This is a genomic window from Mesorhizobium sp. M0296 (assembly GCF_040321675.1).
Taxonomy (GTDB): domain Bacteria; phylum Pseudomonadota; class Alphaproteobacteria; order Rhizobiales; family Rhizobiaceae; genus Mesorhizobium.
Genome location: NZ_JAMYRZ010000011.1, coordinates 142,077 through 154,106 on the forward strand (window position 1 = coordinate 142,077; position 12,030 = coordinate 154,106).

The window sequence follows — 12,030 nt, forward strand, 5'->3', positions numbered from 1 at the left end:
CCTAACGAGCAGGGCTGCCTGCAAAAACCTTGGCACCATCGATCCAGACGCTTTTAATGTCCAGATCGTCCGACAGCGAAACGATGTTGGCCGCGGTACCGTTGGCGAAGCGCCCGAACCGGTGCGACTGGCCGACCGCCTGCGCCGGATAGAGGGAGGCCATGCGCAAGGCTTCGTCGAGGTCGAGGCCGACGACGCGGTGCATGAAGCGCACCGCGGAAATCATGTCGAGATCCGCGCCCGCCAGCGTGCCGTCGGCAAGTGTCAGCCTGCCATCCTTGCGGTGGATGGTGCGGCCGTTCAGCGTGAACGAGGTCATGTCGGTGCCGATCGTCGCCATGGCATCGGTAACGAGCAGGATCTTGCCCGGCCCCTGCTTGGCGCGCAAGGCGATGGCCATGGTGGCCGGATCGACATGGATACCGTCGGCGATGATCCCGGCATAGAATGCGCCGGTATCGATTGCGGCGCCCGCTAGCCCTGGCTCGCGATTGCCGATCTGGCTCATCGCATTGAACAGATGGGTGACCACCGTTGCGCCGGCCTCGGCAAAGGCGCGAGCCGTGGCATAGCCGATATCGGAATGGCCGATGCTGACGACAATGCCGGCCTTGCTAAGCGCCGACACCTGGCTGGGCTCGACGGATTCGGGCGCCACCGTCGTCAGCAGCACGGGCAGGTTTTTCCGTGCGGCGATCAGCATCGTCTGGTCGGAGTCTAGCATCGGCCGGATCAAAGCCGGGTCATGTGCGCCCTTGCGGGCGATCGACAGATGCGGCCCTTCGAGGTGCAGGCCCAGGAACCCCGGCACCTTCCTCCGTGCCGCCTCGGCTCCGGCCGCAACCGCCGCGGCGGTGATCTCGGACGTGTCGGTGATCAGCGTCGGCAACAGCGCCGCCGTGCCGAAGGGGGCGTGTGCCCGGCAGATGGTCTCGATCGAGGCGACGTCCGGATGGTCGTTGAGCATGACGCCGCCGCCGCCATTGACCTGCAGATCGACGAAGCCAGGCGCCAGCATGCCGCCGCCGGTCTCGATACGCGCAACATCGGATGGAATGGCACCGGCGGCAACAATGGCCTCGACGAGGCCGTCGCGCACGACAAGCGCCGCATTGTCGTGCCAGTCGTCGCCATCGAAAATCCCGGCGCCAGTCAGGGCAAAACGGTCGCTCATAGGGTTTCCGTTACCTTGCGCAGATTGGGCGGCGTGTCGGGGTCGAGGCCGCGATGGCGGGCAAAGGCCTCGACGAAACCATAGAACGACACGATCAGCGTCAGCGGGTCGGTCAGCGGATGACCGGTTGCGACATACGGCAGGCGCTGAGCGCTCTTTGCCTTGTTCGACGTCACAAAGACGGCAGCGCCCTTGCCGGCCAGGCTGTCGGCGGCATCGGCCACCGATGGCTCGGACGCATCGCGAGCAGCCAGCGCCAGCACCGGGAAACCGGGACCGACCAGCGCCAGCGGGCCGTGCATGACCTCGGCCGCACTATAGGCTTCCGCATGCATGGCGCAGGTTTCCTTGAATTTCAGCGCCGCCTCGTTGGCGATCGCCGCCGACGGGCCACGGCCGAGAATGAACAGCGATTTCGGCATCTCGAGTGCCCCAGCCAGCGCCATCCAGTCGCAGGCGATCGCCTTGCGAAAATGCTCCGGCAAGCGCGCGAGCGCCACCAGGAGTTTGTCGTCGCCGGTGCAATGCGCCATCAAGGCGAGTCCTGCGACGGCTGAATTGACGAAGGTCTTCGTCGCCGCGACGCTGCGCTCCGGTCCGGCCAGGATGTCGATTGCGTAGTCCGAAGCCCGCGCCAGCGGCGAATCGGCGGTGTTGGTGATGGCGACGGTCAGCGAACCGCCGGTCCTCGCCGCTTGCGCCATTGCAACGATGTCCGGGCTCTTGCCGGACTGCGAGATCGCCAGGCAGGCCGAGCCGCCCAGCTTCAGCTTGGCGCCATAGATCGAGGCGATCGACGGGCCGACCGATGCAACCGCCAGCCCGGCGGTCAACTCCACGGCATATTTCATGAAGGTTGCGGCATGGTCGGACGAGCCGCGCGCCACGGTGACGACGAAATTCGGATCGCGCTCGCGAATGCCGCGTCCAGCTTCCGTCAGCACCGCGGCCGAGCCATCGAGCAGGCGGGCGGTGGCCTCCGGGATCTCCTCGATCTCGCGCCGCATATGGGTCGTTGTCGCGGTCATGGCCGGCCCTCTTCGCCCGGCCCGCTCAGCCGGAGTTCGGCGACAAAATCATAGGCGTCGCCCCTGTAGATGGAGCGGGTAAACTCGATCACCTTGCCGCTCGCCAGATAGGAGATACGCTCGATGTGCAGGCCGGCAATGCCCGACGGTACTTCCAGCAGATGTGCGTCGCCATCGCCGAGATTGGTGGCGGAAATGCGCTGCACCGCCCGCACCGGCCTGTTGCCGGTCTTTTCCAACGCGGCGTAGAGCGACGAACCAATCGCCGCCGGATCGGGCAGCACGCTTGTCGATAGCGAGGCGCGCTCGATCGCCAGCGGCGTGTCGTTGGCGATACGAAGGCGCGCCACGCGCGCCACCAATTCGTTCGACGCCAGGCCGAGCACCATCATCTCGTCGGGCGACGGCGGATAGAGGCCGCGGTCGAGCCAAGCCGAACGCACCGCCATGCCGCGCCGCGCCATGTCTTCGGTAAACGAGGTCAGCATCGACAGCGACTGCTCGACGCGCTCCATACGTGGCGCAACGAAGGTACCGGAACCATGGCGCTGGACGAGGATGCCGCCCTTGACCAGGTCCTGTACCGCCTTGCGCACGGTGACGCGCGAAATGTCGGCCTTGCTAGCGATGTCGCGCTCGGAAGGCAGCGCATCGCCAGGTCCGATCAGCCCGCGTTTGACCGCATCCTCGATGCTCTTCCTGAGCTGCAGATAGAGCGGCGCGCCACTCTGCGACGATTGTTTCAGCGCCGCGAATATCTGGTCGGCGGCCTCACTCATCGAGCTGCCTCCGCCGTGTTTGCGAAAATCCGAACCGCCATCTGCACCGCGCCGCCCAGCGCGTCGTCGAGCGGCGGTTTCAGCAGCGCCCGGTAGCGGGCCGACAGGCGCGGCGCATAAAGCGGCGCCAGCCCGCCGAGCAGGCAGAGCGGATCGTCGCCGCCGAGGTCGAGCACGCCAAGCGCTGCCTCGACATCGGCGACCGCCTTGTCGAGGATCCAGACAGCGACGGCGTCGCCTTTTTCGGCATGTTCGAACACCTTGGGCGCGAAGCCGCCGAAATCGCCGGGCTTGGCGTTGGTGGTGAATTCGACCAGATTCTCGGGATTGTTGCGGAAAATGGTGAGCATGGCCTGCGTCAGCGGCGATCCCTGGCGGATGCCGTCATAGGCGAGCAGCGTCTGCTCGAGCAGGTCGCGGCCGATACGGGCGCCGCTGCCCTGGTCGCCGACCTGAAAACCCCAGCCACCGATGGCGCGCGACTTGCCTTGTTTGCGTGCCATATAAGCGGTGCCGGTGCCGAGTATGGCCATGGCGCCGTCGCCGGAGCCAACCGCGCCTTCCAGCGCGATCTCGGCGTCGGTCTCGACACGGCTGATGCGAAACGGCAGGATCGCTTCGAGTTGCTGCCGGTAGGTGCCGACATTGGCGCCGGCAAGACCGAGAACGGCCGGAGTTTGCGGGATCAGTGCGGGATCCCTGCCCGCGGCGACAAAGGCCTGCTGCGCTGCGTCGACGATGTTCGTCCTGGCGCCGGTGAGATCGGTTCGGATGTTGGCGGCACCGCTTTTGGCGCGGCCGAGGACGCTGCCGTCGGCCGTTGCAAGGGCCGCCCTGCAGCTGGTGCCGCCGCCATCGATGCCGAGCACGAATTTCACGCGATTTCTCCTCCGGGCGGATAATACCAATAAAATACCAATAGCCAAGGATTAATTTCCGTTTCAAAAAAGTTAAGACGTAGTTTGTTGGAAAATCAGCCAATTTCGTTCGCAAGCCTGCACCGCCGCAAGGATTTCATTAATGCGTGTGGACAAGTGGTATTTTTTTGGTATGGTTTTCTCGATTGGAGGAAAGCGGATGGCCGAAACGCGCACCGAAGCGCTTCACCAGAATGCCGAGGGACTGGATATCCAGGCCCCGGAAGCCATCCTTTCCTCTTTGGCCAACGCACAGATCGAGGCCGCCAAGGCCGTGCACGGCGCCATTCCCGCTATTGCCGCGGCAGCCGAAATCATCGCAAGCAGACTGAAAAGCGGCGGCAAGCTCGCCTATGCGGCTGCCGGCAGTTCGGGCCTGATGGCACTGGCCGATGCGCTTGAGCTGCCGGGCACTTTCGGCATCCAACGCGACCGCATCGCCATCCTGATCGCCGGCGGCGACGAGGCCTTCAAGACACTGGCCGGCGGGCCGGAGGACGACACCGAGGAAGCTTCGGCAGCAGTTGCTGCCGCCCTCATCCGCAAGGACGACTGCCTGATCGCCGTCTCGGCCAGCGGCTCGACACCTTATGCAGTCAGGGCGATCGAGGACGCCAGACGCCGCGGTGCGGCGACCATTGCCATCGCCAACAACAGGGATGCGCCGCTGTTGCGGCTGGCCGACATCGCCATCCTGCTCGAAACGCCACCGGAGCTGATTGCCGGCTCAACGCGCATGGGCGCAGGCACCGCCCAGAAGATCGCGCTCAACATGCTGTCGACGCTCGCCGCCATCCATCTCGGCCATGTCCTTGACGGCTACATGGTCAACCTCATGGCCGACAACATCAAGCTGCGCGACCGCGCCGCACGCATCGTCGCCGCCGTCAGCGGGCGCGACAAGGACGAGGCGGCACGCCTGCTCGAAAGGAGCGGCGGCGTCGTCAAGACCGCTATTCTGCTCGCCGCCGGCGCCGCCAGCGCCGATGCAGCCGAGAAGATATTGGAAGGGACCGGCCACAAGCTGCGGCCGGCCCTTTCCGCGATCGAGGGGAGCAAGGGGCGCAATGCCTCTGTTCTCATCAAAACCGAACCTGAAAAAGGTCAACAGGGAGACTGAGCATGACAACGAAGCTACTGACGGCACTTCTTCTCGGCACCAGCATTCTCGGCTCCGCCGGGGTGGCTTATGCCGACGACGTAACGCTCAACATCGAAAGCTGGCGCGGCGACGACCTTGCCATCTGGAAGGACAAGCTGATCCCGGCCTTCGAAGCCAAGAACCCGGGCATCAAGGTGGTGTTCGCGCCGTCGGCGCCAACCGAATATGACGCCGCCCTCGGCGCCAAGCTCGCCGCCGGCTCGGCCGGCGACCTGATCACCTGCCGCCCGTTCGACAAGTCGCTGGAGCTCTTCAAGAAGGGCAACCTCGCCGACATCTCGACCCTGCCCGGCATGGAGAACTTCTCCGACGTCGCCAAGGCCGCCTGGCAGACCGACGACGGCAAGTCGAGTTTCTGCGTGCCGATGGCCTCCGTCATCCATGGCTTCATCTACAACAAGGACGCCTTCGACAAGCTCGGCATCAAGGTGCCGGAGACGCGCGACGAATTCTTCGCCGCGCTCGACAAGATCAAGGCCGACGGCACCTACATCCCGATGGCGATGGGCACCAAGGACCTCTGGGAAGCGGCGACCATGGGCTACCAGAACATCGGCCCGAACTACTGGAAGGGCGAGGAAGGCCGCCTGGCGCTGATCAAGGGCGAGCAGAAGCTGACCGATCCGCAGTGGGTCGAGCCCTTCAAGGAACTGGCCAAGTGGAAGGACTATCTCGGCGACGGCTTCGAGGCGCAGACCTATCCGGACAGCCAGAACCTGTTCACGCTCGGCCGCGCCGCCATCTACCCGGCCGGTTCGTGGGAGATCGGCCTTTTCAACACGCAGGCGCAGTTCAAGATGGGCGCCTTCCCGCCGCCGGTGCAGAAGGCCGGCGACACCTGCTACATCTCCGACCACACCGACATCGGCATGGGCCTCAATGCTGCCTCGAAGAACGCGGATGCGGCCAAGACCTTCCTGTCCTGGGTGGCCTCGCCTGATTTTGCCACCATCTACGCCAACGCGCTGCCGGGCTTCTTCAGCCTGAACAACACCCCGGTGAAGATGGAAGACCCGCTGGCCCAGGAATTCGTCTCCTGGCGCGGCAAGTGCAAGTCGACGATCCGCTCGACCTACCAGATCCTGTCGCGCGGCACGCCGAACCTTGAAAACGAGACGTGGGTTGAATCGGCCAACGTCATCAACGGCACCGACACGCCGGAAGCTGCCGCCAAGAAGCTGCAGGACGGCCTCGATAGCTGGTACAAGCCGGCGAAGTAAGAGCGCGGCGAAGCGTTGTCTCCCCCCTCGAGGGGGAGATGTCGCCGAAGGCGACAGAGGGGGTCGGTCGAGGCAGGCTGCGGCTTGATCGCTGCTGGAAAGCACGGTCGAACGACGATGGCGCGCTGCCTCTGCCGACCCCACCCGCCTCGCTTTGCGAGGCACCCTCCCCTCGAGGGGGAGGGAGGCGCCGCGCCCTTTGACGGCAATAGCAAGACCTGATCGGCGGGGACCGAACGCATGGCCGCAGCACCGAAAAGACCGTTCCGTTGGCATATCGGCGTTTTCCTGGCGCCGGCAGTGCTGGTCTATACGGCGATCATGATCCTGCCGCTGGCCGGCACGCTGCAGCTGTCGCTGTTCCGCAACATCAATCAGTCGCAGGTCTTCGTCGGACTGGAAAATTTCCGCATGCTGTTCGGTGATCCCAACTGGTCGGTCAATTTCTGGAACGCGCTCAGGAACAATGTCTGGTTCTTCATCATCCACATGCTGGTGCAGAACCCGATCGGCGTCCTTTTGGCCGCACTTCTGTCCAGCCCTAGGCTGCGGTTTTCCGCCTTCTACCGCACGGCGATCTTCGTGCCGACGATCCTGTCCTTCGTCATTGTCGGCTTCGCCTGGAAGCTGATTCTGTCGCCGCTATGGGGCGTGGCGCCGCATATGATGGACCTGGTCGGCCTGAAAAGCCTGTTCACGCCCTGGCTCGGCAAGGCGCAATATGCGCTGACCGCGCTCAGCCTGATCTCGGTCTGGCAGTTCGTCGGCATCCCAATGATGCTGATCTATGCGGCACTGCTGTCCATTCCCGAAGAGGTGATCGAAGCAGCCGAATGCGACGGCATCACCGGGATGGCGCAGTTCTGGAAGATCAAGCTGCCGCTCATCCTGCCGTCGATCGGCATCATCTCGATCCTGACCTTCGTCGGCAATTTCAACGCTTTCGACCTGATCTACACCGCGCAAGGGGCGCTGGCCGGGCCGAACTATTCAACCGATATTCTCGGCACCTTCCTCTACCGCGCCTTCTTCGGTTTCCAGCTGCAGGTCGGCGATCCCAACATGGGCGCGGCGATCGCCACGATGATGTTCCTGATCATCCTGGGCGGCGTCTGCGTCTACCTGTTCCTCGTGCAGACGCGCCTGCGTCGCTACCAGTTCTGAGGCGCCACATGAGCACGGCAACCCGCTCGCTGCCCCGCACCATCGGCGCGCATGCGATCCTTCTGACCTACACCGCAATCGCGCTGTTTCCGGTCATCCTCGTGATCATGAATTCGTTCAAATCACGCGCAGGGATTTTCGGCGCGCCGCTGACGCCGCCGACGCCAGGTACCTTCGACCTGATCGGCTACACGACGGTGATCGGCCAGGGCGATTTCATCCACTATTTCCAGAACAGCCTTGTCGTCACCGTCGCCTCGCTGTTCTTCGTGCTTTTGTTCGGCGCCATGGCGGCTTTCTCGCTGTCGGAATACCGCTTCCGCGGCAATTCGCTGATGGGGCTCTATCTGGCGCTCGGCATCATGATCCCGATCCGCCTTGCCACCGTCGCCATCCTGCAATTGATGGTGGCGAGCGGGCTGGTCAACACGCTGACGGCGCTGATCCTGGTCTACACGGCGCAGGGCCTGCCGCTTGCCGTCTTCATCCTGTCGGAATTCATGAAGCAGGTCTCGGACGATCTGAAGAATGCGGGCAGGATCGACGGCCTGTCCGAATACACCATCTTTTTCCGGCTGGTGCTGCCGCTGGTGCGCCCATCGATGGCGACGGTCGCGGTCTTCACCATGATCCCGATCTGGAACGATCTGTGGTTCCCGCTGATCCTGGCGCCGTCGGAGGAGACCAAGACAGTGACGCTCGGCGCGCAATTGTTCCTCGGCCAGTTCGTCACCAACTGGAACGCCATCCTGGCGGCACTGTCGCTGGCGATCATGCCGGTGCTGATCCTCTACGTCATCTTCTCGCGGCAGCTGATCCGCGGCATCACTTCGGGGGCCGTCAAGTGAGTGAGGGTCGGGACGCGATCATTCGAGGCCTCACCGAGTCGGCAACCCGCCACAGATTCCGCGGCGTTCGCAACACAAACTATTATCGCGAATGGCCGGAAACGGTCTGTCTGCTTAACCTTCAGAAGTCTGCCTGGGGACCGCAGTTCTATCTCAATGCAGCTGTCTGGCTGACTCGGTTCGGGATCGAGCGTCGACCGAAGGAATACAACTGTCATATCATCTGGCGTGTCAACTCCCTGATGGTTAGCGAGCAATCCAAGGCATTCACCGAGGCGCTGGATCTGGACCGTCCGTTGCCGGACGACCGGAGGTCTTCTCTGATCAAAGAGGGAGTCGATACATACGGGTTCGGACTTCTGGCACGTTGTGAAAGCGAAAAGGCTGCTCTGCAGATCGCCAGTGAGTATGGATCGAGTATTAGGATGGACCTGAAAGCCCGCGCTCTACTAAAGGCAAACTGAAATGGACCAACCCCTTCGCGTTGTCATCGCCGGCCTCGGCAATATGGGGCGCAGCCATGCGTTGGCGTATCACACCAATCCGGGATTCCAGATCGCCGCGCTGGTCAACCGCTCCGATGTGCCGCTGCCGGAAGGGCTTTCGACCTACGCCATCCGGCGTTCCTTCGACGAGGCGCTACGCGACGAAAAGCCCGATGTCGCCTGCATCGCCACCTATTCCGACAGCCATGCTGACTATGCCGTCAAGGCGTTCGAGGCCGGCTGCCACGTCTTCCTCGAAAAGCCGCTGGCAACCACCGTCGCAGATGCAGAGCGCGTCGTCGCCGCCGCCAAGGCCAACGGCAAAAAACTGGTGATCGGCTATATCCTGCGCCACCATCCGTCCTGGATCAGGCTGATTGCCGAGGCGCGGAAGCTCGGCGGCCCTTACGTGTTCCGCATGAACCTCAACCAGCAATCCTCCGGACATACCTGGGAGACGCACAAGCAGCTGATGCAGACGACGTCGCCGATCGTCGACTGCGGCGTGCATTATCTCGACGTGATGCTGCAGATCACCGACGCCAGACCAGTCGAGGTGCGCGGCATGGGACTGAGGCTGAGCGACGAGATCGCGCCGTCGATGTACAATTACGGTCATCTGCAGGTGCTGTTCGACGACGGTTCGGTCGGCTGGTACGAGGCCGGCTGGGGGCCGATGATTTCGGAGACGGCTTTCTTCGTGAAAGACGTGATCTCGCCCAATGGCTGCGTGTCGATCGTCATGAAGGAGGGTGTCAGGTCCGACGACATCGACACCCACACCAAGACCTCGACCATCCGCCTGCACAGCGCGGCGACCGGAGCCGACGGCAAATTCGCCAAACCGGACGAGATGCTGTCGATGCAAGGCGAGCCCGGCCATCAGGACCTTTGCGACCTGGAACAGGCGTTTGTGCTGAAGGCGGTCCGCGAGGATCTGGACTTGACCCGTCACATGGACGACGCGGTGAAGTCGCTCGCCGTCTGCCTTGCCGCAGACGAGAGCGTGCGCAGCGGCCTCGCCGTGAAACTCTAGAACAGGGACGACGCCGTGGGCTCGCTGAACATCGAGAACGTGAAAAAGGCCTTCGGGCCGGTCGAGGTGCTGAAGGGCATCAACCTCGAGGTGACGGATGGCGAGTTCGTCGTCTTCGTCGGTCCATCTGGCTGCGGGAAGTCGACGCTGCTCAGGGTCATTGCCGGGCTGGAGGACTCGACCTCGGGCCGCGTGGTGATCGACGGTGCGGACGTCTCCGCAACGCCGCCGGCCAAGCGCGGTATCGCCATGGTGTTCCAGACCTATGCGCTCTATCCGCATCTGACGGTGAAGAACAACATGGGCCTCGGCCTCAAGCAGGCGGGCACGCCGGCGGCCGAGATCGACCGCCGCATCGGCATCGCCTCGTCGATGCTGTCGCTGGAGCCCTACCTCTCGAGGCGGCCGGCCGAGCTTTCCGGCGGTCAGCGCCAGCGCGTCGCCATCGGCCGCGCCGTGGTGCGCGAGCCCAAGCTTTTTCTGTTCGACGAGCCCCTGTCCAACCTCGATGCCGCGCTGCGCGTCAACACCAGGCTGGAGATCGCGCAATTGCATCGCCGGCTGAAGGCCACGATGATCTATGTCACCCACGACCAGGTCGAGGCGATGACGCTGGCCGACAAGATCGTCGTGCTGAACGCGGGAAAGATCGAGCAGATCGGCGGACCGATGGAGCTTTACAATTCGCCGGCAAATGAATTCGTCGCCGGCTTCATCGGCTCACCGAAGATGAATTTCGTCGACGGCGCCAGGCTTGGCGAAACGGCAAAGACCATCGGCGTCCGTCCCGAACATTTGACGGTCGATCCCAGATCCGGCGCCTGGAAAGGCACGGTCGTCCATGCCGAGCACCTTGGCGCCGACACCAACCTCTATCTCGACTGCGAGAAGGCCGGCTTGATCACAGCGCGCATCTTCGGCGTCTATAACGCCGAACCTGGTGCCACGCTCTATGCGACGCCGGATCCGGCAAAGACATACCGGTTTGGAGCCGATGGGAAGGTGCTGAAGTAGCGCAGGCGCCGACTCCCCTTCTCCCCTTGTGGGAGAAGGTGGCCGAGCGAAGCTCGGTCGGATGAGGGGTGTTGGACGATCGCTACGCTGAAGGCGTAAGCGACGGAAATCCTTCGATGTTTTCTCGTCGCGTTTCTTCCAGCACCCCTCATCCGTCTCGGCGCTGCGCGCCGATCCACCTTCTCCCACAAGGGGAGAAGGAAGAGCGCCTACGCATCCGCCTTGAACGTCTGCTTCTGGATGCCCAGCCCCTCGATACCGAGCTCGACCACGTCGCCGGGCTTCAGGAAGACCGGCGGCTTCATGCCGAGGCCGACGCCGGGCGGCGTGCCGGTCGAGATGATGTCGCCCGGGTGCAGCGACATGAACTGGCTGAGATAGGAGACGAGATAAGCGACGCCGAAGACCATGGTCTTGGTCGAGCCGTTCTGCATCGTCTTGCCGTTGACCGTCAGCCACATCGGGATGTTCTGCGGGTCCTTGACCTCGTCCTTGGTCACCAGCCACGGGCCGATCGGCCCGAACGTGTCGCAGGACTTGCCCTTGGTCCACTGGCCCTGGCGCTCGGCCTGGAAGGCGCGCTCGGAGACGTCGTGCGCGACGCAATAGCCGGCGACATAATCCAGCGCCTCGGCCTCGGTGACATACTTTGCAGTCTTGCCGATCACCACGCCGAGCTCGACCTCCCAGTCGGTCTTCACCGAGCCGCGCGGGATCAGCACGTCGTCGTTCGGCCCGACAATAGCCGAGCTTGCCTTCATGAAGATGATCGGCTCCGGCGGCACGGTGGCGCCGGTTTCGGCGGCGTGGTCGGAATAGTTGAGACCGATGCAGATGAATTTGCCGGTGCCGGCGACGCAGGCGCCGATCCGCGGCTTGCCGGAAACCGCCGGCAGCGTCTTCGTGTCGAGCTTCGACAATGTCTCGAGCGATGCCGGGTCAAGTGCCTTGCCGGCAATGTCGGTGACATGGGCGGAGAGGTCGCGGATCGTTCCATCGGCATCGAGCAGGCCGGGGCGTTCGCTCCCCGCCTCGCCATAGCGCAGCAGTTTCATGCAGTTTTCTCCCAGTTGCGACCAGAGGCCGTTTGCAAACTCGCTCCGCTGCGGCGAATGGCGTGGGTTTCGAGAACCGGAGCGGAGCGTACTTAAAGTACGTGAGCACCGGAAGCGCAGAAAGCCGCGTCAGGCGCCCGGCGGAGTA

Annotated in this window: 12 protein-coding genes; 7 read left to right on the plus strand and 5 right to left on the minus strand. The window is 63.6% G+C overall.

Annotated features, from left to right (window positions below):
• Nucleotide 1: 1 nt before the first annotated feature.
• From nagA to NKI97_RS13640, 4 genes are read right to left on the minus strand one after another with little or no spacing between them, the layout of a single operon-like run.
• Nucleotides 2-1,174 carry an N-acetylglucosamine-6-phosphate deacetylase gene (gene nagA, locus NKI97_RS13625; RefSeq protein ID WP_352449611.1) on the minus strand — a complete coding sequence of 391 codons (1,173 nt, stop codon included), beginning with the start codon at nucleotides 1,172-1,174 and terminating at the stop codon, nucleotides 2-4.
• On the minus strand, nucleotides 1,171-2,202 hold the full coding sequence (locus NKI97_RS13630; RefSeq protein WP_352449610.1) for an SIS domain-containing protein: 1,032 nt from the start codon (nucleotides 2,200-2,202) through the stop codon (nucleotides 1,171-1,173). Before NKI97_RS13630 ends, nagA begins: the two co-directional genes overlap by 4 nt.
• On the minus strand, nucleotides 2,199-2,981 hold the full coding sequence (locus NKI97_RS13635; RefSeq protein WP_352449609.1) for a GntR family transcriptional regulator: 783 nt from the start codon (nucleotides 2,979-2,981) through the stop codon (nucleotides 2,199-2,201). Before NKI97_RS13635 ends, NKI97_RS13630 begins: the two co-directional genes overlap by 4 nt.
• Nucleotides 2,978-3,859 carry a glucosamine kinase nucleotide-binding domain-containing protein gene (locus NKI97_RS13640; protein WP_352449608.1) on the minus strand — a complete coding sequence of 294 codons (882 nt, stop codon included), beginning with the start codon at nucleotides 3,857-3,859 and terminating at the stop codon, nucleotides 2,978-2,980. The genes NKI97_RS13635 and NKI97_RS13640 overlap by 4 nt, the downstream gene beginning before the upstream one ends.
• Nucleotides 3,860-4,058: 199 nt before the next feature.
• Between NKI97_RS13640 and NKI97_RS13645 the strand changes: the two genes are divergently transcribed.
• The 7 genes from NKI97_RS13645 to NKI97_RS13675 all read left to right on the plus strand — a co-directional run bounded on the left by NKI97_RS13645 (nucleotide 4,059) and on the right by NKI97_RS13675 (nucleotide 10,827).
• Nucleotides 4,059-5,018 (plus strand): N-acetylmuramic acid 6-phosphate etherase, encoded by a 960-nt coding sequence (locus tag NKI97_RS13645; RefSeq protein ID WP_352834638.1) that lies wholly within the window; start codon nucleotides 4,059-4,061, stop codon nucleotides 5,016-5,018.
• 2 nt (nucleotides 5,019-5,020) lie between these two features.
• A complete protein-coding gene (locus tag NKI97_RS13650; RefSeq protein WP_352449606.1) occupies nucleotides 5,021-6,280 on the plus strand; it encodes an ABC transporter substrate-binding protein in 1,260 nt (419 codons plus the stop codon).
• A gap of 240 nt (nucleotides 6,281-6,520) precedes the next feature.
• The gene (locus NKI97_RS13655) at nucleotides 6,521-7,444 is read left to right on the plus strand and encodes a carbohydrate ABC transporter permease (protein WP_352449605.1); all 924 of its coding nucleotides are present in this window, start codon (nucleotides 6,521-6,523) and stop codon (nucleotides 7,442-7,444) included.
• An 8-nt stretch (nucleotides 7,445-7,452) separates the two neighbouring features.
• Complete coding sequence (locus NKI97_RS13660; protein ID WP_352449604.1) at nucleotides 7,453-8,292, plus strand: carbohydrate ABC transporter permease; 840 nt, start codon at nucleotides 7,453-7,455, stop codon at nucleotides 8,290-8,292.
• On the plus strand, nucleotides 8,289-8,756 hold the full coding sequence (locus NKI97_RS13665) for a DUF4304 domain-containing protein (RefSeq protein ID WP_352449603.1): 468 nt from the start codon (nucleotides 8,289-8,291) through the stop codon (nucleotides 8,754-8,756). The genes NKI97_RS13660 and NKI97_RS13665 overlap by 4 nt, the downstream gene beginning before the upstream one ends.
• A 1-nt stretch (nucleotide 8,757) precedes the next feature.
• Nucleotides 8,758-9,813 carry a Gfo/Idh/MocA family protein gene (locus tag NKI97_RS13670; protein ID WP_352449602.1) on the plus strand — a complete coding sequence of 352 codons (1,056 nt, stop codon included), beginning with the start codon at nucleotides 8,758-8,760 and terminating at the stop codon, nucleotides 9,811-9,813.
• Nucleotides 9,814-9,828: 15 nt separating this feature from the next.
• Nucleotides 9,829-10,827 (plus strand): ABC transporter ATP-binding protein, encoded by a 999-nt coding sequence (locus tag NKI97_RS13675; RefSeq protein ID WP_352834643.1) that lies wholly within the window; start codon nucleotides 9,829-9,831, stop codon nucleotides 10,825-10,827.
• A gap of 209 nt (nucleotides 10,828-11,036) precedes the next feature.
• On the opposite strand, the gene NKI97_RS13680 is transcribed toward NKI97_RS13675, so the two are convergent.
• Nucleotides 11,037-11,882, minus strand: a complete 846-nt coding sequence (locus tag NKI97_RS13680; protein ID WP_352449600.1) for a fumarylacetoacetate hydrolase family protein — start codon at nucleotides 11,880-11,882, stop codon at nucleotides 11,037-11,039.
• Between the last annotated feature and the right edge of the window lie 148 nt (nucleotides 11,883-12,030).